Origin of the sequence: Pseudonocardia sp. CA-142604 (assembly GCF_050948475.1) — a bacterium.
GTDB classification, from domain to species: domain Bacteria; phylum Actinomycetota; class Actinomycetes; order Mycobacteriales; family Pseudonocardiaceae; genus Pseudonocardia; species Pseudonocardia alaniniphila.
This window is the reverse complement of record NZ_CP192045.1, coordinates 3,060,637-3,083,154: the sequence shown is the minus strand read 5'-3', so window position 1 is coordinate 3,083,154 and position 22,518 is coordinate 3,060,637. Positions and strand designations below refer to the sequence as shown.

The following is a 22,518-nucleotide window of genomic DNA, read 5'->3' as shown; positions in this document are numbered from 1 at the left end:
ATGCAAGAGCCACCTGCACGTGCACCTGTACGAACCGTGAGGTGGAGACCCGGCGTACTCGCCCCGCCCGGACAGCGCCATCCCGAGCCATAGCGCCCTGACCGGCCAAAACTGTTGCAGGCTTGTAGCGATTCGGGCATCTCGGCAGCCATGAGGCGCAATCCGACCCCTCGACCCGTGCAAATGCACGTGCAGGTGCAACTGATAAGGTTCGTGCAGAACGAGCGCCACCAACTCAGCACGAGCGAGGATGATGACGTGCCCGACACGAATCACGAGGGCGGTTCAGCAGCACTGCTTCGGGGCGCCGTCTGGCGCAAGAGCAGCAGGAGCGGCGCAATGGGCAACTGTGTCGAAGTCGCCGCACTCGACACCGGCGAGTTCGCGGTCCGCAACTCACGACACCCCAGCGGTCCCGCACTCATCTTCACCCGGGCCGAATGGCTCGCTTTCCTGGGCGGGGTCGAGCACGGCGAGTTCCGTCCCGCGTGATCACCTTCTGACCAGGGCGTTCCCGCCCGCTCAGAGGTCGGCCAGCACCTTCGCCAGCAATTGGCGCGATTCGTCGGGAGTGAGTGCGTCGACCGTCAGGCGGTCAACAGCCCTTCCGTACAACTCGATCTCGTCCTGGCGGTCGAGATAGAGCGCGCCACTGAGATGCTCGACGTACACCACATCCGGCAGTTCAGCCTCGGCGAACCTCAGCACCGTGAACGATCCCTCGGCGCCGTATCCGCTCAACTGCCACGGCACGACCTGAATGGTGATGTTCGGCAGCTTCGTGAGCTCGAGCAGCCGATCGAGCTGTTCCCGCATCACCATTCGGCCGCCGATCGGCCGGTGGAGAACGGACTCGTCAAGCACCACCCACAGTTTCGGCGGGTGCATGCCGCCGAGAATCTTCTGCCGCCGCATGCGCAGCGCGATCCGCCGCTCGCCTTCCTCCGACGCGGAGCCGACGCGCCCGCGGGTGGCGATCGCGCGTGCATACGCCTCGGTCTGTAGCAGGCCGGGCACGAACTGCAGCTCGTAGCACTGGATCCGCGACGCGGACTCCTCCAGACCCACGAAGTCGTGGAACCAGCCGGGCATCACGTCGCTGTAGCGGCGCCACCAGCCCGGCTCGTTCGCCTGCTCGACCATCTCGAGAAACGACTCGCGCTCTGCGGCGTCGGCAATTCCGTACAGGGTGAGCAGATCGGAGATGTCGCGCGCCTTGAGGGCGACGCGGCCGAGCTCGATGCGCGACACCTTCGATTCCGACGAGCGGATGGCGTAGCCGGCGTCGGCTCGCGAGATGTCGGCCGCCTCTCGCAACCGTCGCAGTTGGGCGCCGAGCACGATTCGCCGGGCCGTGGCTCCCCTGGCGGACTCGACTCCCGGAGAAAACGACGTCACGACTGCGGTGACATCCCGCCGCACGCGGGCCGCTCGCCGTGGTGACGAGCGAGCCGAGGGATCTGTGGCGCCACCTCGTTGACGGGCGCGTTGTCGACGGGCGTCTGCGATGCGTCCGACGTCACGATGATCACCGTACCGGACGGTTTCTCCGACGATCATCGCGAGTGCGGGTACTGGCGGTACCGTGCAGAGCCCACGAGTGGAAATACCATGGGTATCCGCGCCGCTCTCACTGCGGCCGTCGGTGCAGTGCCAGGGCGCTGACAGCAACGCGACAGGGCGCGCTCCCAGCATCGCCGTCGGACACACCGCATCCAACAGGGAGCACCGATGACCGAGACGACCGCCAGGCCCACCGATACCGAATCGACCACCGAGGCATTCGTCGAGCGTCTGTTCGGCGCCGTGCTCGGCGCCCAGCTCGTCCAGGCTGCATACCTAGGTGATCGGCTCGGCTTCTACCGGGCTCTCGCCGAGGGACCGCTCACCCCGCCCGAACTGGCCGCCCGCACCGGAACAGCGGAGCGGTACGCGCGGGAGTGGCTGGAACACCAGGCCGTGGCCGGCGTCCTCACCGTCGACGACGCCACCGCAGCACCCGATGAGCGTCGCTTCCGGTTGCCGAGCGCCCACGCCGAGGTGCTCACCGACGTACTCAGCCCGAACCACGTGCTGCCGCTGGCCCGGATGGTGGGCGGCATGGGGCAGCACATGGACGCGCTGGTCGACGCGTACCGGTCCGGCGGCGGGGTGTCGTGGGCCCAGTTCGGCACCGACGCCCGCGAGGCGCAGGCCGCTGCCAACCGGCCGCTGTTCCTCGGGGCGCTCCCCCGCGAGTACTTCCCGTCGGTGCCCGCCATCCGGGACGTGCTGGAGCGGGGCGGCCGGATCGCCGACGTCGGCTGCGGGTTCGGCTGGTCGGCCATCGGCCTCGCTCTCGCCCATCCCGACGTGACCGTCGACGGCTACGACGTGGACGGGCCCTCGATCGACGCGGCCCAGCGCAACGCGCACGAAGCCGGGGTGGCGGACCGTGTGCGGTTCCACTGCGCCGACGCCGCCACCGCGGACGGACGCTACGACCTCGTGACCGCGTTCGAGTGCATCCATGACATGCCCGCCCCGGTCGGCGTGCTCGAGACGATGCGCCGCATCGCCGAGCCCGACGGGATCGTGCTGGTGGTGGACGAGCGGGTGGCGGAGCGATTCCACGCGCCCGGTGACGAGACCGAGCAGCTCATGTACGGCTGGAGCATCACGTGCTGCCTGCCCGACGGGCTGGCGCATACGCCGTCGGTGGGCACCGGCACCGTGATGCGTCCGGACACCCTGCGCCGGTACGCCCAGGAGGCCGGGTACGCCGACATCGAGGTCCTCCCGATCGACGACGCCTTCTTCCGCTTCTACCGCCTCACGTGAGCCGGAACCCGGTGGTCAGCCGGCCGCAGCAGCCTTGCGGCGCCGCCGGACGGCCACCGGGGCCACCGCCGGCTCCTCCGGAGTGACGAGACCGACGAGGAACTGGCCCGTGTAGCTCTCGGGGCTGGCCGCCACCTGCTCCGGCGTGCCCTGCGCCACCACCGTGCCGCCGCCCGAGCCGCCCTCCGGCCCCATGTCGATGATCCAGTCGGAGGTCTTGATCACGTCGAGGTTGTGCTCGATCACGATCACCGAGTTGCCCTTGTCGACCAGACCGTTGATCACCTGGAGCAGCTTGCGGATGTCCTCGAAGTGCAGGCCCGTGGTGGGCTCGTCGAGGATGTAGACCGTGCGGCCGTTGGAGCGCTTCTGCAGCTCCGACGCGAGCTTGACGCGCTGCGCCTCGCCACCCGAGAGCGTGGGTGCCGGCTGGCCCAGCCGGACGTACCCGAGCCCGACGTCGACCAGCGTGCGCAGGTAGCGCGCGATCGAGTTGATCGGCGCGAAGAACTCGGCCGCCTCCTCGATCGGCATGTCCAGCACCTCGGCGACCGTCTTGCCTTTGTAGTGCACCTCGAGCGTCTCGCGGTTGTACCGGGCGCCCTTGCAGACCTCGCACGGCACATACACGTCGGGCAGGAAGTTCATCTCGATCTTGATCGTGCCGTCGCCGGAGCAGGCCTCGCAGCGGCCACCCTTGACGTTGAACGAGAATCTGCCGGGTTGGTAGCCGCGCACCTTGGCCTCGGTGGTAGCCGCGAAGAGCTTGCGGATCTGGTCCCACACGCCCGTGTAGGTGGCCGGGTTGGACCGCGGGGTGCGCCCGATCGGCGACTGGTCGACCCGCACCAGCTTGTCGAGCTCGTCGAGACCCGTGATCCGGGTGTGGCGGCCGGGGACCTGCCGGGCCTTGTTGAGCTTGTTGGCCAGCACGGTGGCGAGGATGTCGTTGATCAGCGTGGACTTGCCCGACCCCGACACCCCGGTGACCGACACGAGGCAGCCGAGCGGGATGTCGACGTCGATGCCGCGCAGGTTGTGCTCGCGCGCACCGACCACCGTGAGCTGGCGCTTCTTGTTGACCGGCCGGCGGATGTCGGGCACCGGGATCGAGCGACGGCCCGACAGGTACGCCCCGGTGAGCGAGGTGTCGTGGGACTCCAGCCCCGGAACCGGCCCGCTGTAGACGATCTCACCGCCGTGCTCGCCCGCGCCCGGACCGATGTCGACGGCCCAGTCGGAGGCGCGGATGGTGTCCTCGTCGTGCTCGACGACGATCAGGGTGTTGCCCAGGTCGCGCAGCCGGACGAGCGTCTGGATCAGCCGCCGGTTGTCGCGCTGGTGGAGGCCGATGGACGGCTCGTCGAGCACGTACAGCACGCCCACCAGCCCGGAGCCGATCTGCGTGGCCAACCGGATGCGCTGGGCCTCACCGCCGGAGAGTGAGCCTGCGGCGCGGTCGAGCGACAGGTAGTGGAGCCCGACGTCGAGCAGGAAGCCCAGCCGCGCCTGCACCTCCTTGAGGATGCGGCCGGCGATCATGGTCTGCCGGGCGTCGAGCACCATCCCGTCGAGGAACGCGGAGCACTCCGACACCGACATCGCCGACACCTCGGCGATCGAGCGCTCGCCCCGGTCGCGATGGGCGAGGGTGACGGCCAGGACCTCGGGCTTGAGCCGCGCCCCATGGCAGGCGGGGCACGGCACGTCGCGCATGTAGCCCTCGTAGCGCTCCCGCTGCGAGTCGGACTCCGTCTGGTCGAGGCGCCGCTCGAGGAACGGGATGACGCCCTCGTAGCTGGCGTAGTAGGAGCGCTCCCGGCCGTAGCGGTTGCGGTAGCGGACGTGCACCTGGTCGGTGCTGCCGTGGAGGATCGCCTTCTGGGCGGCCGCGGGCAGCTTGCGCCATGGCGTGTCCATCCGGAACCCGATCGCCTTGGCCAGCCCGTCCAGCAGGCGTCCGAAGTACTCCGCGGACTGCCCGCCGGACCAGGGAGCGATCGCGCCGTCGGCGAGGCTCGCCTCGTGGTCGGGCACGACGAGCTCCGGGTCGACCTCCTTCTTGATCCCGATGCCGTGGCACTCGGGGCACGCGCCGTAGGGCGAGTTGAAGGAGAACGTGCGGGGCTCGAGGTCGTCGAGGCTCAGAGGGTGGCCGTTGGGGCAGGCCATCCGCTCGGAGAAGCGCCGCTCGCGGTGGGGGTCGTCGTCGGGGAGATCGACGAAGTCGAGCACGACCAGACCGTCGGCCAGCCGCAGCGCGGTCTCCACCGAGTCGGTGAGCCGCTGCTTGGCCGAATCCTTCACGGTGAGCCGGTCGACCACCACGGAGATGTCGTGCTTCTCCTGCTTCTTGAGCGTGGGCGGGTCGGTGAGCGTGTGCACCGTGCCGTCGACCATCACGCGGGAGTAACCCTGCGTCTGCAGTGTGGAGAACAGGTCGACGAACTCGCCCTTGCGGGTGCGCACGACCGGCGCCAGCACCTGGAACCGGCTGCCCTCGTCCATCGCGAGCACCTGGTCGACGATCTGCTGCGGTGTCTGCTTCTCGATGACGTGGCCGCAGACCGGGCAGTGCGGAACGCCCGCCCGTGCGTAGAGCAGGCGCAGGTAGTCGTAGACCTCGGTGATGGTGCCGACCGTGGACCGCGGGTTGCGGTTGGTGGACTTCTGGTCGATCGACACCGCAGGCGAGAGCCCCTCGATGAAGTCGACGTCGGGCTTGTCCATCTGGCCGAGGAACTGCCGCGCGTACGCCGACAGCGACTCGACGTACCGGCGCTGACCCTCGGCGAAGATCGTGTCGAACGCCAGGCTCGACTTGCCCGACCCGGACAGTCCGGTGAAGACGACGAGGCTGTCGCGCGGCAGGTCGAGATCGACACCGCGCAGGTTGTGCTCACGGGCCCCGCGGACGACGAGACGGGGAGCGTCGACACGGCGCACGGCGTCGGCGGAACGCCCATCAATGCTGCGGTCGGCCACGGTGGGGAGCCTCCTGTGAATCCGAACGGCGAACAGGTCTGGCAACGAGCAAGGTCTGGCACGAGCTGGGCCTGACACGAGCAGACTCGACACGGCCGGGGCATGACAGTGTGCCCTCATCCATGCTAAGCGCGGCCGCCGACAGTTCTGTTCCGGCAGCTAGCTCGCCCGGCGGGCGGCGGGCCGGGCGAGCCGAACCGCCGCAACGAGGGTCGCACAGACGTTCGAACGGCCGTGCAGCGGGGGTCGAGGACCGCCTGCGGCTTCGCGTCGCCGAGCACGAAACGACACGGGCCGGGCCTGGCCGGCGAGCCCGCGACGACGATTACGCTCGACCGGGTGGGAGAGTCCAACGTCTGGTCCACCGCTCATCTGCCCACCGGGGACGGCCGGGCCGCCGGCGTCACGGTCAACGGGCTCGAGCTGAGCTGCGAGATCCCCGCCGATCTCGGGCCGGAGCCTGCGGGCGCCACGCCGTTCGGCCTGCTCGCGGGGTCGCTGTCGGCCTGCACGGCGATGTCGGTCCGCACGTTCCTGCAGCTCTGGGACATCGAGCCCGGCGAGGTGACGGTGCACGTCGGGTTCCGCACGGGGTCGCCGCCGATGATGGACCGCCGGGTCACCGTCGAAGCCGAGGTCAGCCCGGACCTGCGCGAGCAGCTCGCCTCGGTGGTCGACCACACCCCCGTCACGGTCCTGCTGCGCGACGCACTGACGATCCGCACGGAGCTCACCACCGGCGCTGCCTGACCCGGAGGCGCCCACCGGCACCCGTCGTCAGAGAAGGACGATGCCGGTGACGAGGGCCAGCGCCACCACCGACCAGCCGACCACCGGCACCGAGACGACGGGGGCCACGCGGGCCGGGAGCGGGGAACGGCGCAGAACGGTCGCCCGGTGCCTGCCGACCGCGACCGTGACCAGCGCGATGAGCATCGCCATGGTGACGGGCACCATCGCCACGGTGGGTCCCGCCGCACCGATCTCGCGCACCGAGAGCAGCGCCCCGTTGGCCAGCACACCGAGCGCCGTGCGGTTCCAGGCGAGCCTCGTCCGCTCGGGCTGGAGCCCGGGGGCTCCCGCGGGCGGACCGGGACGCAGGGGCCTCATCCGTCGACCCCTTTGACGATCACCAACGCCAGTCCCAGCAGCGCCAACACGACGAGACCGACGGCGAGCACCCACGGGGCCCGCTGCCGTGGGAGTGCACCGTCGCGTCGCATCGCGTACTCGACCCGCTGCCAGCGCAGCACACCGTTCGCGGCGCACAGCACCGCGAGGACGACCAGGAGCCCGCCTGTGATGGTGCGAACCCCCGGCAGCGGGAACGCGGGCACGAGCTGCACCACCGCGATCCCCGCCGCCAGCAACGACAGCGACGAACGGATCCATGCGAGGAAGGTGCGCTCGTTGGCGAGGGTGAACCGGTAGTCCGGTTCGTGCTCGGCGGCACCGTCCCCCGAGTCGTTGTCCTCGGAGGAATCGGCGCCCTCGGAATCGGCACGGCCCGACGCGGCACTGTCCACGGAGACAGCATCGTCCTCGGGAGCGGCCCTGTCCTGTGGAACGGCCCCCTCGTCGGGGTCACACCGGCGGCACATCGGATGATCGCGACGGGCAGGGCGTTTCTGCAGCTCAGGCGACGCCGAGGAGCCGGTGCGCGGTGTCGGGATCGCGACGGAACTCAGCGGTCGGCACGCGGTGCACGAGCGTGCCCTTCTCCATCACGGCGATCTCGTCCGCCACGCTGAAGGCCAGGTGCAGGTCCTGCTCCACCAGCACGACGGTCACGCCCTCGGCGCGCATGGTGGTGACCACGCCGGCGAGCTGGTCGACGATGGCCGGGGCGAGCCCGTCGGACGGCTCGTCGAGCAGCACCAGCCGCGGGTTGGTGAGCAGGGCCCGGGCCACGGCGAGCATCTGCTGCTCCCCTCCGGAGAGCTGCCCTGCGTAGTGGCGGCGGCGCTCGGCGAGCCGGGGCAGCAGGTCGAGCACGGCGTCGACGGTCCAGGTGCCGGGTCGCGACCGCGAACGCGCCAGTCCGAGGTGCTCGGCCACCGTGAGCGTCGCCCACACCCGGCGCCCTTGCGGCACCAGCGCCACCCCGGCCCTGGCGACCAGGTCGGGCCGCTTACCGGCCAGCTCGGCCCCGTCGAGGCGCACCGATCCCTCGGTCACCGGGACGAGCCCGGCCAGCGTCATGATCAAGGTGGACTTGCCGACACCGTTGCGGCCCAGCAGCCCGAGCACGGCACCGGCGTCGAGGGTGAGATCGACGCCGTGCAGCACCCTGCCCCGGTCGTACCCGGAGACGAGGCCACGTACCTCGAGGAAGCTCATGACAGGAACAGCTCCTCGCGCCGGCCGGTGCCCAGGTAGGCCTCGCGCACGGCGTCGCTCGCCCGGACGTCGTCGGGGGTGCCGGAGAGCAGCACGCGGCCGAGGTGCAGCACCGTCACCGCATCCGCCAGCGAGAACACCAGGTCGAGGTCGTGCTCCACGAACAGCACGGTGATCTCCTGCGGCAACCCGCGCAGCAGCTCGACCAGCCGCGCGCTCTCGCCGGGGGACATCCCGGCCGCGGGCTCGTCGAGCAGCAACAGCGAGGGGCGGCAGGCCAGCGCCAGTGCCACCTCCAACTGCTTGCGCTCGCCGTGCGACAGCGCGGAGACGCGCACGTCACCACGGCCGGCGAGGCCGACGTCGGACAGCAGCTCCTCCGCCCGCGCGACCACCCGGGGCTGCCTGCGCGGCAGCAGGGAGATCCGCCCGTTGTCGTGGCGCTGCACGGCGAGCGCGACCGTCTCGGCCGCCGTCATCGAGGCGAACAGACTCGCGTGCTGCATCGTCTGGCTCATCCCGAGCCGGCAGCGCTTCACCTCCGACAGCCGCGTGACGTCGTTGCCCGCGAGCTCGACGCGGCCCGCATCCGCCCGCATCGTGCCTGTGACCAGCTTGAACAGCGTGGACTTCCCGGCGCCGTTGGGTCCGATCAGGGCGTGCCGGGCACCGGGGGCAACCGCCAGGTCCACGCCGTCGACCGCCTTCAGGGCGCCGAACGACCTGGTCAGGCCGGTGCAGTGCAACGCGGTCACGACGAACCTCGCCGTCGCCACAGCTGCATGCCCGCGGCGCCGCGTGGCAGCAGGTAGACCACCAGCACGAACACCGCACCGAGCACCAGGGTGCCGTGACCGTCGAGGCTGGGCCCGAGCGCGTCCCGGACCAGGATCACCAGCGCCGCACCGATGCACGCGCCCCACAGCGAGCCCGCCCCGCCGATGATCACGGCCAGCAACGCGAACGAGGCGGTGAGGAACCCGAGATCGGCCGGCGTCACAAGTCGTTGCTGCGCCACCAGCAACGAGCCGGCCAGGCCCGCAACGGCGCCTGCCACCACGAAGACTCCGTACTTGTACAGCGCCGTCGGGTAGCCGACGGCACGCATGCGCGGCTCGTTGTCGCGGATACCGCGCAGCGCCGCGCCGAACGGCGAGCGCGCCACGAGCCAGACGAGCACGAAGCCCAGTACGAACACGGCGAGCACGTACCAGTACAGGAAGCCCGGGTTCGCGAGAGGCGCTCCCGCGACCCGCACGGACGGGACGCCGGTGAGCCCGTTGGCCCCGCCGGTGACGCCCTCCCAGGTGTTGGCCACCTGTTGCACCATCTCGCCGATGGCGAGGGTGAGCATGAGGAAGAAGACCCCGCCGGTGCGCACGGTGATCCATCCGGTCAGCGCGGCGGCGACGGCGCCGACGGCCGCTCCGACCAGCAGCGGCACCGGCGCCTGCGCCGTGACGTTGATCGACACCCAGCCGGCGGCGTACGCGCCTGCGCCGAAGTAGGCGGCGTGACCGAGCGAAGGAAGGCCCGTGACGCCGACGAGCAGGTCCAGGCTCACGGCGAAGAGCGCGAACACCAGGATGCGGGTGAGCGTGGTGGTGGCGAACGGGGCGAGGAACAGCGGAGCCGCGGCGAGCACGACGAGCACCGCCGCCGCCACGAGCCCGCCCCGGCCCCGGGGCACCCGTGGGGACATCGCGGCCGCCCCTCCTGGCACCGCAGGCGCGTCCAGTGCGGTCATCGCGCGCCCGCCGATGCCGGACTCCCGAACAGGCCGTGTGGGCGCAGCACGAGCACCAGCGCGAGCGCGGCGAACAGGATGAACGAGGCGAAGTCAGGGAGCAGCAAGCGGCCCAGCGTGTCGACCTGCCCGATGATCAGCGCCCCGACGAGCGCTCCGCGCACCGAACCGAGCCCGCCGATCACGACGACGACCAGCGCCAGGATGAGGACCGTCGCGTCGAGCCCCGGGCGCGCGCCGTAGATCGGGCCGCCCAGCACTCCGGCCGTGGCGGCGAGCAGCGAGCCGACGGCGAACACCGTGGCCTGCACCATCCGGTTGTCGACGCCGAGCGCGGCCACCATCTCGCGGTCGGCCACGGTGGCCCGCACGAGCGCGCCCACCCGCGTCCGTTCCACCACGAGGTACACGGCCAGGGCCAGCACCGCACCCACCCCGATCAGCACCAGCCGGTACGTGGGGTAGGTCGCTCCGAGGATCGACACCGAGCCGTCCAGCGCGGGGGGCGCGGCCACCGACAGCGGGTCGTCCCCGAACGCGATGATCAACAGCTCGGCCACGACGAACGCCACGCCGAGGGTCAGCAGGGCCTGGTCGAGGTGCGAGCGTTTGCGCAGCGGCTCGGTCATGAGCGACAGCAGCGCACCCGCAACGAGGCCGCCGACCGCCGCCAGAGCGAGCGCGGCGAGGAAGCCACCCCAGCTGCCGGCGAAGGCGGCGCCGAGATAGGCACCCCCGAGGAACAGCGCACCGTGCGCGAGGTTGAGGACGTCCATCATCCCGAACACGATCGAGAGCCCCACGGCCAGGATGAAGAGCAGCGACCCGATCGCGAGGCCGTTGAGGACACTGACGAGCATCAGGCCGCCGGCTGGCTCTGCGGGCCGAGGTCCTGCACCACCGCGTTCACCAGCGTGCCCCCGGCGTTGTCCACCCGGCGCAGGTAGATGTTCTGCCGTGGCGTCTGGTTGTCGAAGGTCCACGGCCCGCGCGGGCTGTCGTCGACGGTGCCGATGCCGCCCAGCGCGGCGGCGAGTGCGTCGCCGTCGACTCCCGTGGCCGAGGTGAGTGCGCGGTTGAGGACGTTGGCGGCGTCCCAGGTCTGCACCGAGAAGCAACTGGGGCTCTCGCCGTACTTCGCGCTGTAGGCCTGTACGAACGCGTTGTTGGCCGGGTTGTCGAGCTGGTCGGTGTAGTGCAGCGTCGTCTGCACGCCCACCGCCGCGTCGCCCTGCTGCGGCAGCACGTTGCCCTCGGTGAGGAAGCCCGACCCGTACAGCGGGATCGTCGACGAGAGCCCGAACTGCGCGTACTGCTTCACGAAGCTGATCGCCTCGGCTCCCGAGTAGAAGCAGAACGTGGCGCGTGCCCCGGAGCTCTGGATGCCGGTGAGGAACGGCTGGTAGTCCGAGGTGGTGCCGAACGGCGTCTTCGCCTGCCCGACCACCCGCCCGCCGCCGGTCTCGAACGCCTTCGTGAAGGCGGTGATGACCTCGGTGCCTGCCGCGTAGTCAGGCGCGATGGCGTAGACACCCTCGGAGAAGCCCGACTGGGCGAGGTGCGTGCCCATCGCGGCCGCGATCTGGCCGTTGGTGAAGGAGCTGCGCCAGATGTAGGGGGTGCGAGCCTTGGCCGTGACGTCCTCGGCGCCCGCGTTCGTGACGATCAGCAGCTTCTTCGACTCGGTGAGCACGTCACGCACGCCCAACGCGGTGGCGGAGTTGACCAGCCCGACCACCACGTCGACCCCGTCGCTCTGCAGCACCTTCTGCACGGCAGGCACGCCGGTCTGGGGTGTCTCGCCCTCGTCGGCGACGACGGTCTCCACGGTGTAGTTCCCGAACTTCTGCCCGTGGTCGGCCAGCCAGAGATCCCAGCCGCGCTGCATGTCGGTGCCGAGCGCGGCGTAGACCCCCGACTGCGGGACGACGAGGCCGACCTTCACCGTGCCGCCTCCGCCTGCGGTGGGCCCGCCACCCCCGACGCTGCTCCCGCACGCCGACAACACCGGCAATGCGCCGGCCGCACCCAGGAGACCGAGGAACCGGCGCCGGTTGACCATGGGGTGTTGCACCATCTCAGAACGCTCCTCGTCGACCGGGCCGCAGCCTGGGTGCGATGTCGACGGATCGTTGTCGAGCGACCTTCTCAATGTCAACGATTCGGGTGAACCGGGCACGTGCTCGCGACTCAATCGTGACGGGCCGTCGCTGGCTAGGCTGGCGCGGTGGACGTCCTCGACAGCTACTCAGGTCACACCGACCCCGGCGGCGCAGCGACCCGGCGCGACCTCGACGCCTTGAGCATCACCAAGCTCTCCGTCGGCCCGATGGACAACAATGCCTACCTGCTCGTATGCCGGGCCACGAACGAGGCCCTGCTCATCGACGCGGCCAACGAGCCCGACCAGCTGGCGGATCTCGTCGGCGCCTCCCCCAACCGGCCCGAGCTGCAGCACCTGGTCACCACCCACCGCCATGCCGACCACTGGCAGGCCCTCGGCGCCGTCGCGGGCATGTTCCAGACCCGCCAGATCGCCCACCCGCTGGACGCCCCCGAGCTGCCCATCCCGATGGACGAGCTGGTGGAGCAGGGCGACACCGTGCGCTTCGGGGAGATCGAACTGGAGGTCGTGCACCTGCGCGGCCACACGCCGGGATCGATCGCACTGGTCTACCGCGGCGGCGACCACCCTCACATCTTCACCGGCGACTCCCTGTTCCCCGGCGGGCCCGGCAAGACGGCCGGACCGGCGGAGTTCACGTCGCTCATGAACGACCTCGAGGAGCGGGTGTTCGGTCCGCTGCCCGACGAGACGTGGGTGTACCCCGGCCACGGCGACGACACCACGCTGGGCGCCGAGCGGCCGAGCCTTCCGGAGTGGCGCGCCCGAGGGTGGTAGGCCCCGCAGTCATCGCACATACGGCGACAGTGCGTCGATGTCGATCGCAGCCACGATCGACACGGCGCCGTGCACGTCGCGAAGGGATCGGGTAGGAATCCTCGCCCGGGTCGTCACGCACTCTCGAAGAACATGAAGTCTCCGACCTGAGTGCTCTCGAGCCGAATCCGGTCTGCCAGGTTCTCGCTGACCCAGGTGGCGGCGAGCTCATTGGCTTGCTGAGCCTGCTCACCTGAGTCCCACAGGCTCACCGAGATCAGTTTTCCCTCTCGTGTCTCGGCCAGCCCGTAGGCCTTGAAGCCAGGCTGGTCCCGGAACACGCTCAGCATTCCCTTCTGCGCACGGTCACCGGCTTCCTCGGCCGTCCCACCGGTCAGCGCATAGACGCCGATACGAACGTGGCTCATGACCTGCCCCTCTCCTAGCGGAGTCGCTATCCTTCGCACAGCCGGAGAGGCCGTCAAGAGCAGCGGTTGAAAAGCCCGAGTATCGCGAAAATCGATCTCTGATCCGACAACGTCTCGCGACATCATCGGCACGCCGCCCGAAGACCTGCACGGAATCGCAGAAAGATCGTCGATCTTGCGCCACCGGCTAGGATTGCGCTTACCTTGAATCCGGCGTCGACGGCGAGGACGATTCGGGGATGCCGAACTGGCTGCACGGCCTTCCCTTGTTCTGGTTGGCCGCGTTCGTGTTCGGGGTCGCTGTTCTCATCACGGCGGCGATCTACGCGGTGGTGATCTCGCTCTCGACCGGTGAACGCGGCCGCGCGTTCACGTCCATTTCACCGGGGCTACTCCCGCCGATGGGAATCGTGTTCGCGCTGCTGGTGGGGTTTCTGGCCGCCCAGGTCTGGAGTTCAGGAGACAGCGCCGCGACCGCGGTCAGCCAGGAGGCGAGCTCGCTGCGCGCGATCGTCCTGCTGTCCGCCGAGTTCCCGGGGGAGCCGGAGGCGCAGGTGCGCAGCCTCGTTCACCGCCACATCGAGAACGCGGTCACGACGGAATGGCCACAGATGGCCGAGCAGGGTGCGACGCTGTCCGTCGTGTCACAGCCGCTCGCGGATCTCCAGGCGATGACGCTCGGCCTGCGCCCCGAGACCCCCGGCCAGACGATCGCCCAGCAGGAGATCGTCACATCGGTCGAGCAAGCGCTGGACGCCCGGCGCCAGCGCATCATCGTGAGCGAGTCCTCCGTCAACGCGGCCAAGTGGGGAGCCGTGGGCACCCTGGCGATCCTCACCCTGTTCGCGATCGCGTTCGTCCACAGCGCCAACCGACGCGGAGCGGCGATCGCGATGACGCTCTTCGCCCTGGCGGCGACGGCGGCGATCATCATGATCGCGGCCCAGGAGCGCCCGTTCGCCGGATACTTCTCTGTCAGTCCGACGCCACTCGAGCAGGTCGATCCCACGCTGCAGCGGTAGCCGAGCGCCCTCGTCAGCGCCATGATCCGATGGTTGCCGGCCACCGACGACGCAGGGCGACGGCGGGGGTGCTGTACTCGGTACGTGCCACCGCCCCGGCGGTCCGGGCACGACGGCTGGGCCGGTCATGAACGACCTGGACGAGTGGGGGTTGGGCGTGCTGCGCGACGAGACGTGGGTCCACCCCGACCGCTCAGGCGAGCACCGGCGGCCGGCCTTCGTCCTGCACGAGCACCGGCGGCCGCGCCACCACTTCGACCTGCGCCTGGAAGAGGACGGCGTGCTGCGCTCGTGGGCGGTGCCGAGAGGGCTGCCCGAGGTGCCCGGGGAGAAGCGGCTGGCCGTCGCGGTGCCCGACCACGAGCTCGACCACCTCACCTACGAGGACGATGACAAGTCGATCGCCGACATCGGCTGGTGGGAGGAGCACGACCGCTCCGAGCGGCGGATCCTCCTCACCCTGCACGGCAGGGTCGACGACCGGCGCTACGCCCTCATCCGGACCTCTCAGGGCTGGCTGCTGCACCGCCTCGCTGATCAATAGCGGGGCGGCGCACACCCCCAGATCGACAGGTGCAGATTTCGAGCAACCCGGACGGCGGACGCTCAGTCACGTCGCTCATCCGGGAAGTCGTCGTCACCGACGCGGTCTTCCGTACCGAAGAACTCGTCGGCCTCCTGACGCATCATTCGAGAGTCGATTCGTGGGAGCCTCCGATGCCGTTCCACCAGGTCCTCGGCGCTGAGCGCTCGCCGTCGGGGAACCGGACGCAACTCGGCGACCACGGTTCTCAGCGCGACTGAACGATGTTGACCATCCAGGGAACTCCGAACCGGTCGACGCACGCGCCGAACTCGTCGCCCCACATCTGCTTCTCCAGTGGGACCGACACGGTGCCGCCGTCGGAGAGCTTCTCCCAGTAGCCGCGTAGCTCGCCGGCGTCGTCGCCGCTCAGGCTCACCGTGATGGCATTCCCTGTGTTGTGCTCCATTCCCTTCGGGGTGTCAGCGGCCATGAGCGTGAATCCGCTGTCGGTCTCGAGCCGGCCGTGCATGATCTTGTCGGCCTCTTGGTAGTCGGCCGCGCCGGACTCCCCGTAGGTGTGCAGCATCAAACTGCCACCGAAGACGTTGTTGTAGAACTCCATGGCCTGCCGCGCATCGCCGGTGAAGTTGAGGTAGGGGTTCAGGCGAGAAGGCATCACACGCTCCTGTGTCGCTGGGACGAGAATGGTTGCAGTCCAGGGCATGATCGAACCGCTCCGAGACGCGAGCGGCATCCTGGATCGCACGAGCGGCACCCCGGCTCGAAACGACCGGACGAGCATGCCGTTCATCGGGCCGGCGGCCTGCTCAGCGGAAGATCGCGACGGGATGCGCGACACGAGGCCTCCAGGTCCGTCACGGAGTCGTCGTCGGGGTGGAAGCTGATCCGGTGGCGACGGGGGGTGGCCGCGACGTCGCGGCGCAGCCAGGCCGGCACTCGGTCGCCACGTGGTCGCCGCAGGCCCCGACCTTCCTGCCGTCGGCGTACGGTCCGCGACCATGACGGCGTATCCGTGCGTCTGTTCGGCGTAGTAGGAGACACCCAGGGTGCCGGGCGGCGGCCGGATTTCGGCCCCGGCCGGTGGGCTCCGACCCGTCCCACCGACAATTCGCTTCGTCGTCGCTTCTCGAACTCCTTGCGGAGAAGCGCGGTTATGGTGGATCGGGGTCGCGACGGCGGCCGTTGAAACCCCAGGCGGTCGCGCCGCGGCCCGGGCCTGGCGCAGTCGACCGGAGAACGATGGACGCGAGACGGGCCCTTCGTGTGGGCGTACGCACGCTGGTGGCGCTCACGTCCGTCTTGGCGCTGGCCGTGGCAGGGCTCGCGTGGTCGCTGCAGCAGCAGCTCGACACCGCGGTCACCAGCAGGGCGGCGATCCCCGACGCGGTACCGACCCCTCCCGGCCAGGCGTACAACGCGCTGCTGGTGGGTCTCGACGCCCGCACCGACGCCGCGGGCAACCCGCTACCTCCCGAGCTGTTCAACGCCCTGCACGTGGGCCCGGACGCCGGCCAGCTCGACACCGACACGATCATCCTGCTGCACGTGCCGGCGGACCCCAACCAGCCCGCCGAGGCGATCTCGATCCCCCGCGACTCCTACGTCCCGATCGCAGGCGGGCGCGGGATGCACAAGATCAACTCGGCGTACGAGGCCGGACTGAAGAGCGCCGAGAACACGCTCACCGCGCAGGGCATCACCGGCCCCGAGCTCGACCGGCGCGGCCGTGAGGCGGGGCGCGCCACGCTCGTGGCCACGGTCGAGCAGCTCACCGGGGTGCAGATCGACCACTTCGCCGAGATCAACTTCGTCGGGTTCGTCCAGCTCACCGAGGCCCTCGGTGGTGTCCCCGTCTGCCTGAACAAGCCCGTGCACGACTCCTACTCCGGCGTCGACCTCCCGGCAGGCCCGCAGACCGTCAACGGGGCAGCCGCCCTCGCGTTCGTCCGGCAGCGCCACGGCCTGCAGGACGGCGACCTCGACCGCATTGCCCGCCAGCAGGCCTTCGCCGCAGGTCTGGCGGACCGGCTGATCTCGACGGGCACGCTCACCAACCCGGTGCGGCTCGCCCAGCTGGTCGCCGTGGTGAACAGAAACGTCGTGCTCGACGACGGGTGGAACGTCGAGCAGGCGCTCGTGCAGTTCGCGGGCCTGCAAGGCAACGACTTGCGCTTCCTCACGATCCCCACGGGACGCCCGGACCTGCGGACCCCGTACGACGGCATCGCCATCCAGATCGACCAGGCCGCAGTGCGCACGTTCGTCCGGTCGGTGATCGCGGGACACGAGAGCCGGACACCGACGTCGACCGGACCGTCCGGCTCGGGTCCGTCGAGCTCCGGCCTGTCCGCCGAGGGAGCGCCCACCAGCAGAGCAGGGGGATCACGCAGGACGCCCGCCACGACCCCGCCCGAGGCCATCACGGCCGACGGGATCCACTGCGTCAACTGACCGGCCGTGCACGCGTCAGGTGTTGATGCCGACGAGGTCCACGACGAACACCAGCGTCGAGCCGCCGGGGATCGGGCCGGAGGAGCGGTTGCCGTAGCCCAGGGCGGGCGGGATCACGAGTACGCGCCGGCCGCCGACCTGCATCCCCTCGATGCCCTGCGCGAAGCCGGGCACCACGCCGTTCAGCGGGAAGGTGGCGGGCTCGCCGCGTGACCAGGAGCTGTCGAACACGGTGCCGTTGGAGTAGAGGGTGCCGGTGTACTGCACGTCGACGGTGTCGGCCGGCGTGGCGGCAGGCCCGCTGCCCACCACGATGTCCTGCGTCACGAGCTTCGACGGCGGCTGGCCGGTGCCGGCCTGCGCCTGGGTTTCCGCCGTCAGGTCCGTCGGGTTGCCGGTGAGCGCCGGGACGCCGGGCGCGGGAGCGGGGGCCGAGGCAGCCGGGGGCGCGCTCGATGCGGGCGCCGCGGGCGGTGCCTCCGGCGCGGTGGGCGAGCCGCAGGCGGCGACGACGGCCACGGCAACGACGGCGGCAGCCGTGAGGAGGGAGCGTCTCATGGAACAAGTCGAGCACGCCCTGCCACGGGCCCGGCCAAGGGGGCCGGAGGATGCCGGGCAGGTCAGGTGCCCGCCCCGAACGGTTGACAGGCAGACTGATCCACCGTGACGGACAGCTTCCCCCGCAGGCAGGCCCGTACCCGGCGGTTCACCCTCGGTGCCCCCCGCAGCATCACGGTCTCCCCCGACGGCGGCCGGGTCGTGTTCCTACGCAGCCGCGGCGGCACCGACCCGGTGACGTGCCTGTGGACCCTGGACCTCGAGACGGGGGAAGAGCGCCTGGTCGCCGACCCGCGCGAGCTGGACGACAGCTCCGCTGAGGATCTGCCTCCGGAGGAACGGGCTCGGCGGGAGCGCAGCCGCGAGCAGGCAGGCGGCGTGGTGGCGTATGCGACCGACCGTCCCGTCACGATGGCGGCCTTCACCCTGTCCGGGCAGCTCTACGTCACCGAGTTCGCCGCAGGGCTCACCCCGCGACTGGTGGAGACCCCCGGCGGGGTGATCGACCCGCGGCCCGACCCGACGGGCCGGCTGGTGGCCTACGTCAGCGGCGGCGCGCTCCACGTCCACGACCTCACGGCGCGCACCACCACGACCGTCGCCGCACCCGACGGCGAGGACGTGACGTTCGGCCTGGCCGACTTCGTGGCGGCCGAGGAGATGGGCCGGATGCGCGGGTACTGGTGGTCGCCCGAGGGCGATGCGCTGCTCGTCGCACGGGTGGACGACACGCCCGTCCGCCGCTGGCACATCGCCGACCCGGCAAATCCCGACCGCACCCCGGCCGTCGTCTCCTACCCCGCCGCCGGCACGGCCAACGCCCGCGTGTCACTGCAGATCCGCACGCTCGACGGCACCAGCACGGAGGTGAGCTGGGACGACGTCCGCGACGAGTACCTCGTGCAGGCGGTGTGGGACGCCCACGACCTGCTCATCGTCGTCCAGCCCCGGGACCAGCGCGCCCTGCGGGTGCTGCGGGTCGACCCGGCCACCGGCGCGACCTCGGTCGTGCACGAGCAGACCGACCCCGCCTGGGTGGAGATCGTGCCCGGCGTTCCCGCCCACACGGCGTCCGGCGCGCTGGTGACGGTGGCGGACATCGACGGAGCGCGCAGGCTCGTCGTCGACGGCGAGACGGTCACCCCGGCGTCGCTGCAGGTGCGCGACGTGCTGGACGTCGACGGCGACGTGGTGCTCTTCCGGGCAGGCGAGGACCCGACGTCGATCGGGCTGTGGACCTGGGGACCGGAGGGGCCGGAAGAGCTCACCCCGCACCCGGGCGTGCACTCGGGACGGCTCGTGGCCGGCACGCTCGTCGTCGCGCGCCAGAGCCTCGACGCCGACGGCACCACCACAACCGTCCACCGGAACGGCGCCGAGCGGACCATCGCGTCGCTGGCCGAGCTGCCCGGTCTGGAGCCACGGGTCACGCTGACGACCGCGGGCGCGCGGGAGCTGCGCACGGCCCTGCTCCTGCCTGCGGGGCACGAGCCCGGCACGCGCCTGCCCGTCCTCATGGACCCTTACGGCGGCCCGCACGCCCAGCGGGTGCTCGCCGCCCGCGGAACGCACCTGACCAGCCAGTGGTTCGCCGACCAGGGCTTCGCGGTGCTCGTCGTCGACGGCCGCGGCACCCCCGGGCGGGGCCCGGAGTTCGAGCGCGCGGTACGTGGCGACCTGGCAGGCCCGGTGCTGGAGGACCAGATCGACGCCCTGCACGCCGTCGCGGAGCAGAACCCCGACCTGGACCTCACGCGCGTGGGCATCCGGGGCTGGTCGTTCGGCGGGTACCTGGCCGCGCTCGCCGTGCTGCGCCGTCCCGACGTCTTCCACGCCGCCGTCGCGGGTGCGCCCGTCACCGACTGGACCCTCTACGACACGCACTACACGGAGCGCTACCTCGGCCACCCCGAGGAGGAGCCGGACACGTACGCACGCTCGTCGGTCGTCGAGGACGCACCACGGCTCACCCGGCCGCTGATGCTGGTGCACGGGCTCGCCGACGACAACGTCGTGGCCGCCCACACCCTGCGGCTGAGCTCGGCGCTGCTGGCCGCTGGCAGGCCGCACAGCGTGCTGCCGCTCTCCGGCGTCACGCACATGACGCCGCAGGAAGCGGTGGCGGAGAACCTGCTCCTGCTGCAGGTGCGGTTCCTCAAGGACGCGTTGCGATCGCCCGAACGTAGCTGACGATCCTCGCGGTCAGTGCAGGTCGGGACAGGGCAGCTCAGCCTGCGACACGGGCGTGGCCGGGCGACGGGCGCGTTTGCGGGCCGTCCGCCACTCCATGATGCCGACGCCCAGGGCGACCACCTCCGTCGCGGTCGCCAGACCGACCGCGATTGCCACCGCCCGGTGGAAGTCGCCCCCGGTCCGAATCAGCGCCGCGTAGTAGATGCCAGTCAGGGTGGCAGTGCCGATGGCAGCGCCGATCCGCTGCCCGGTCTGCAGCGCGCCCCCCGCCGACCCGGCCTTGCTGACGGGCACACAGCGCAACGTCATCGTTGTGTTGGGCGAGATGACCCATCCGCCGCCGATCCCGGCCACAAGCAAGGGAGCCGCCACCAGGTACCCCGCCGCATGGGGCGGCGCGATCATCAGCACCACACCTGTCGCCGCCAGCCCGACGACGACCAGGCTCAGACCCATCACGGTGAGGAGCCGCCCGAGCCGCGCGACGAGCCGGCCGCCCACCACCGATGACACCGCGGAGCCGAGCGCGAACGGGGTGACCGCGAGGCCGGACTGCAGCGGGGTGAACCCGAGGCTGGTCTGGAAGTACAGCGCGAACACCAGCCACATCCCGCTGAAGCCGATGAAGTAGACGGTGCCGAGCGCCACGCCCGACGCATACCCGACTGTGTTCCTGAGCAGCCGGATGTCGAGCAGGGGCTCCTTGCCGCGGCGCTCCTCGCGCCGTTCCCAGAGGACGAAGCCCACCGCCAGCACCGCGGCGACGGGGAAGAGCCACCACAGCCGGGCGAGCCCGCCCGCCCCCGCCTCGACCAGGGGCAGCAGGAGGGCGAGCACCACGCCACCGAGCAGCCCGGTGCCGACCACGTCGATGTGACCGCGCGACCTGCGGTGGCTGTGCGGGATGAACCGTGCCGCGAGCAGCAGCGCGACCACGCCGATCGGCACGTTGACGTAGAAGATCCAGCGCCACCCGTCGGGACCCTCGGCGAGCGCCAGGATCAGGCCGCCGATGATGGGCCCCACCGCCGTCGAGATCCCGACCGTGGCGCCGAAGAAGCCGAACGCCCTCCCGCGCTCCGCACCCCGGAACATCTGCTGGATGAGCGCCGAGTTCTGCGGGGCGAGCGCGCCCGCGGCGATCCCCTGGGCCAGCCGCGCCAACACGAGCCACGTCGTGTTCGGTGCGGCGCCCGCCAACGCACTGCACAGGACGAATCCGGCGAGCGCGATCATGAACATACGGCGGCGGCCGATGGCGTCGCCCAAGCGGCCGGCAGGCACCAGCGCGAGCCCGAACGTCAACGCGTACCCGGAGACCACCCACTGCACCTGGGCGGGGGTCGTGCCCAGGTCACGCTGCAACGAGGGCAGCGCGACGGACACGATGCTGACGTCGAGCAGGCTCATGAACCCGGCGACGAGGGTGACCGAGAGCGCCTTCCATCGCCGCGGATCGGGTTCTTCCGCGGTGAGGTCGGCTCGCCCCGTGGTGGGACCAGCGCTGTGTGAGCTGGTCATGCCTCCTGTCTACCTGGTGTCACAGGCTCTGGCAGTCTGACGACCACACGAATCGGAGGAGCCGAAGTGGCATTGCAACGACCCGAGATCGACCCCGTCGACGGCCCCGCGCCCACCGACTTGGTCGTCGAGGACATCCAGACCGGAGACGGCGCCGAGGCCACACCTGGCAACACCGTCGAGGTGCACTACGTCGGGGTGGCGCATTCCACGGGAGAGGAGTTCGACGCCTCGTGGAACCGCGGCTCGACGTTCCGGTTCCCGCTGGGCGCCGGCCGCGTCATCGCGGGATGGGACCGCGGGGTGACCGGGATGAAGGTCGGCGGACGCCGCAGGCTCGTGATCCCGCCGCACCTGGGCTACGGCGACCGCGGAGCGGGTGGCGCGATCAAGCCGGGCGAGACCTTGATCTTCGTCGTCGACCTGGTGGGCGTGGGCTGACCTGCGACTGCTCCTGATCTCCGACACCCACCTCCCGGTGCGGGCGAAGGACATGCCCGCACCGGTGTGGGACGCGGTGGACGCCGCCGACGTGGTGATCCACGCGGGCGACTGGGTGTCGGTGGATCTGCTCGACGCGCTCGAGGCCCGCGCCAAGCGGGTCGTCGGCGTGTTCGGCAACAACGATGGCGCCGCGCTGCGTGCCCGGCTCCCCGAGGTGGCGAAGGTCGAGCTCGGCGGAGTCAGGTTCGCGGTGGTGCACGAGACCGGCGCCGCCGCCGGGCGTGAGCGCCGCTGCGCCGCCGCCCACCCGGACGCCGACGTGCTGGTGTTCGGACACAGCCACATCCCCTGGGACACCACTGCGCCCGGCGGCCTGCGGCTGCTCAACCCCGGCTCCCCCACCGACCGGCGCCGGCAGCCGACGTTCACGTGGATGACGGCCGAGGCCTCCGACGGTGGGCTCGCCGCGGTGGAGCTGCACCATCTCGGGCCCGGCGAACGCGCCCGACCGGGGCGCTGACCGCTCACGGCCTGGCCGTGGCCCAGCTCACGTGGTAGGAGGTGACGGTGTCGCCGACCAC

24 protein-coding genes are annotated in these 22,518 nt (G+C 70.9%); 10 read left to right on the top strand and 14 right to left on the bottom strand.

Going from position 1 to position 22,518, the window contains the following annotated elements; translation table 11 throughout:
- The first annotated feature begins 258 nt into the window (after positions 1-258).
- Positions 259-492 carry a DUF397 domain-containing protein gene (locus ACQPZQ_RS14200; protein ID WP_433295790.1) on the top strand — a complete coding sequence of 78 codons (234 nt, stop codon included), beginning with the start codon at positions 259-261 and terminating at the stop codon, positions 490-492.
- A 30-nt stretch (positions 493-522) separates the two neighbouring features.
- On the opposite strand, the gene ACQPZQ_RS14195 is transcribed toward ACQPZQ_RS14200, so the two are convergent.
- Both ACQPZQ_RS14195 and ACQPZQ_RS14190 read right to left on the bottom strand, forming a co-directional pair.
- Positions 523-1,398, bottom strand: coding sequence for a helix-turn-helix domain-containing protein (locus tag ACQPZQ_RS14195; RefSeq protein ID WP_433295788.1), 876 nt, complete (start codon positions 1,396-1,398; stop codon positions 523-525).
- On the bottom strand, positions 1,395-1,523 hold the full coding sequence (locus tag ACQPZQ_RS14190; protein ID WP_433295786.1) for a hypothetical protein: 129 nt from the start codon (positions 1,521-1,523) through the stop codon (positions 1,395-1,397). Before ACQPZQ_RS14190 ends, ACQPZQ_RS14195 begins: the two co-directional genes overlap by 4 nt.
- 208 nt (positions 1,524-1,731) lie before the next feature.
- Between ACQPZQ_RS14190 and ACQPZQ_RS14185 the strand changes: the two genes are divergently transcribed.
- Positions 1,732-2,820: a class I SAM-dependent methyltransferase gene (locus tag ACQPZQ_RS14185; protein ID WP_433295784.1), complete on the top strand. Its 1,089-nt coding sequence runs from the start codon at positions 1,732-1,734 to the stop codon at positions 2,818-2,820.
- Positions 2,821-2,835: 15 nt separating this feature from the next.
- On the opposite strand, the gene uvrA is transcribed toward ACQPZQ_RS14185, so the two are convergent.
- Positions 2,836-5,805 carry an excinuclease ABC subunit UvrA gene (gene uvrA, locus ACQPZQ_RS14180; RefSeq protein WP_433295782.1) on the bottom strand — a complete coding sequence of 990 codons (2,970 nt, stop codon included), beginning with the start codon at positions 5,803-5,805 and terminating at the stop codon, positions 2,836-2,838.
- A 339-nt stretch (positions 5,806-6,144) separates the two neighbouring features.
- Between uvrA and ACQPZQ_RS14175 the strand changes: the two genes are divergently transcribed.
- Positions 6,145-6,555, top strand: coding sequence for an OsmC family protein (locus tag ACQPZQ_RS14175; RefSeq protein ID WP_433295780.1), 411 nt, complete (start codon positions 6,145-6,147; stop codon positions 6,553-6,555).
- A gap of 27 nt (positions 6,556-6,582) precedes the next feature.
- Here the strand turns inward: ACQPZQ_RS14175 and ACQPZQ_RS14170 are convergent, their stop codons facing one another.
- From ACQPZQ_RS14170 to ACQPZQ_RS14140, 7 genes are all read right to left on the bottom strand, one after another.
- Positions 6,583-6,915, bottom strand: a complete 333-nt coding sequence (locus ACQPZQ_RS14170) for a DUF202 domain-containing protein (protein ID WP_433295778.1) — start codon at positions 6,913-6,915, stop codon at positions 6,583-6,585.
- Positions 6,912-7,331 (bottom strand): YidH family protein, encoded by a 420-nt coding sequence (locus tag ACQPZQ_RS14165; RefSeq protein WP_433295776.1) that lies wholly within the window; start codon positions 7,329-7,331, stop codon positions 6,912-6,914. The genes ACQPZQ_RS14170 and ACQPZQ_RS14165 overlap by 4 nt, the downstream gene beginning before the upstream one ends.
- Before the next feature lie 109 nt (positions 7,332-7,440).
- Positions 7,441-8,145 carry an ABC transporter ATP-binding protein gene (locus tag ACQPZQ_RS14160; RefSeq protein ID WP_433295774.1) on the bottom strand — a complete coding sequence of 235 codons (705 nt, stop codon included), beginning with the start codon at positions 8,143-8,145 and terminating at the stop codon, positions 7,441-7,443.
- Entirely contained in the window at positions 8,142-8,900 is a 759-nt protein-coding gene (locus tag ACQPZQ_RS14155; RefSeq protein ID WP_433295772.1) for an ABC transporter ATP-binding protein, read from the bottom strand. The genes ACQPZQ_RS14160 and ACQPZQ_RS14155 overlap by 4 nt, the downstream gene beginning before the upstream one ends.
- Entirely contained in the window at positions 8,897-9,892 is a 996-nt protein-coding gene (locus ACQPZQ_RS14150) for a branched-chain amino acid ABC transporter permease (RefSeq protein WP_433295770.1), read from the bottom strand. Before ACQPZQ_RS14150 ends, ACQPZQ_RS14155 begins: the two co-directional genes overlap by 4 nt.
- Positions 9,889-10,752, bottom strand: a complete 864-nt coding sequence (locus tag ACQPZQ_RS14145; RefSeq protein ID WP_433295768.1) for a branched-chain amino acid ABC transporter permease — start codon at positions 10,750-10,752, stop codon at positions 9,889-9,891. The genes ACQPZQ_RS14150 and ACQPZQ_RS14145 overlap by 4 nt, the downstream gene beginning before the upstream one ends.
- Positions 10,752-11,969, bottom strand: coding sequence for an ABC transporter substrate-binding protein (locus tag ACQPZQ_RS14140; RefSeq protein WP_433295767.1), 1,218 nt, complete (start codon positions 11,967-11,969; stop codon positions 10,752-10,754). Before ACQPZQ_RS14140 ends, ACQPZQ_RS14145 begins: the two co-directional genes overlap by 1 nt.
- Before the next feature lie 150 nt (positions 11,970-12,119).
- On the opposite strand from ACQPZQ_RS14140, the gene ACQPZQ_RS14135 reads away from it, so the two are divergent.
- Positions 12,120-12,794 (top strand): MBL fold metallo-hydrolase, encoded by a 675-nt coding sequence (locus ACQPZQ_RS14135; protein WP_433295765.1) that lies wholly within the window; start codon positions 12,120-12,122, stop codon positions 12,792-12,794.
- A 113-nt stretch (positions 12,795-12,907) separates the two neighbouring features.
- Here the strand turns inward: ACQPZQ_RS14135 and ACQPZQ_RS14130 are convergent, their stop codons facing one another.
- Positions 12,908-13,201, bottom strand: a complete 294-nt coding sequence (locus ACQPZQ_RS14130) for a hypothetical protein (protein WP_433295763.1) — start codon at positions 13,199-13,201, stop codon at positions 12,908-12,910.
- Between the two features lie 239 nt (positions 13,202-13,440).
- Between ACQPZQ_RS14130 and ACQPZQ_RS14125 the strand changes: the two genes are divergently transcribed.
- Positions 13,441-14,223 (top strand): DUF4239 domain-containing protein, encoded by a 783-nt coding sequence (locus ACQPZQ_RS14125; RefSeq protein ID WP_433295761.1) that lies wholly within the window; start codon positions 13,441-13,443, stop codon positions 14,221-14,223.
- Positions 14,224-14,350: 127 nt separating this feature from the next.
- A complete protein-coding gene (locus tag ACQPZQ_RS14120; RefSeq protein WP_433295759.1) occupies positions 14,351-14,767 on the top strand; it encodes a DNA polymerase ligase N-terminal domain-containing protein in 417 nt (138 codons plus the stop codon).
- A gap of 247 nt (positions 14,768-15,014) precedes the next feature.
- Here the strand turns inward: ACQPZQ_RS14120 and ACQPZQ_RS14115 are convergent, their stop codons facing one another.
- The gene (locus tag ACQPZQ_RS14115; protein WP_433295757.1) at positions 15,015-15,425 is read right to left on the bottom strand and encodes a VOC family protein; all 411 of its coding nucleotides are present in this window, start codon (positions 15,423-15,425) and stop codon (positions 15,015-15,017) included.
- A gap of 584 nt (positions 15,426-16,009) precedes the next feature.
- Here ACQPZQ_RS14115 and ACQPZQ_RS14110 point away from each other — a divergent pair.
- Complete coding sequence (locus ACQPZQ_RS14110) at positions 16,010-17,221, top strand: LCP family protein (protein ID WP_433295755.1); 1,212 nt, start codon at positions 16,010-16,012, stop codon at positions 17,219-17,221.
- A gap of 15 nt (positions 17,222-17,236) precedes the next feature.
- On the opposite strand, the gene ACQPZQ_RS14105 is transcribed toward ACQPZQ_RS14110, so the two are convergent.
- Positions 17,237-17,779, bottom strand: coding sequence for an FKBP-type peptidyl-prolyl cis-trans isomerase (locus tag ACQPZQ_RS14105; RefSeq protein ID WP_433295753.1), 543 nt, complete (start codon positions 17,777-17,779; stop codon positions 17,237-17,239).
- Between the two features lie 105 nt (positions 17,780-17,884).
- Here ACQPZQ_RS14105 and ACQPZQ_RS14100 point away from each other — a divergent pair, with 105 nt between their 5' ends.
- Entirely contained in the window at positions 17,885-19,969 is a 2,085-nt protein-coding gene (locus tag ACQPZQ_RS14100) for a prolyl oligopeptidase family serine peptidase (RefSeq protein ID WP_433295751.1), read from the top strand.
- A 12-nt stretch (positions 19,970-19,981) separates the two neighbouring features.
- Here the strand turns inward: ACQPZQ_RS14100 and ACQPZQ_RS14095 are convergent, their stop codons facing one another.
- The gene (locus ACQPZQ_RS14095; RefSeq protein ID WP_433295749.1) at positions 19,982-21,493 is read right to left on the bottom strand and encodes an MFS transporter; all 1,512 of its coding nucleotides are present in this window, start codon (positions 21,491-21,493) and stop codon (positions 19,982-19,984) included.
- Between the two features lie 66 nt (positions 21,494-21,559).
- Here ACQPZQ_RS14095 and ACQPZQ_RS14090 point away from each other — a divergent pair, with 66 nt between their 5' ends.
- Together ACQPZQ_RS14090 and ACQPZQ_RS14085 are read left to right on the top strand one after the other, a co-directional pair.
- Positions 21,560-21,934 carry an FKBP-type peptidyl-prolyl cis-trans isomerase gene (locus ACQPZQ_RS14090; protein WP_344725451.1) on the top strand — a complete coding sequence of 125 codons (375 nt, stop codon included), beginning with the start codon at positions 21,560-21,562 and terminating at the stop codon, positions 21,932-21,934.
- A 1-nt stretch (position 21,935) separates the two neighbouring features.
- Positions 21,936-22,457 (top strand): metallophosphoesterase family protein, encoded by a 522-nt coding sequence (locus ACQPZQ_RS14085; protein WP_433299188.1) that lies wholly within the window; start codon positions 21,936-21,938, stop codon positions 22,455-22,457.
- Positions 22,458-22,518 lie beyond the last annotated feature (61 nt).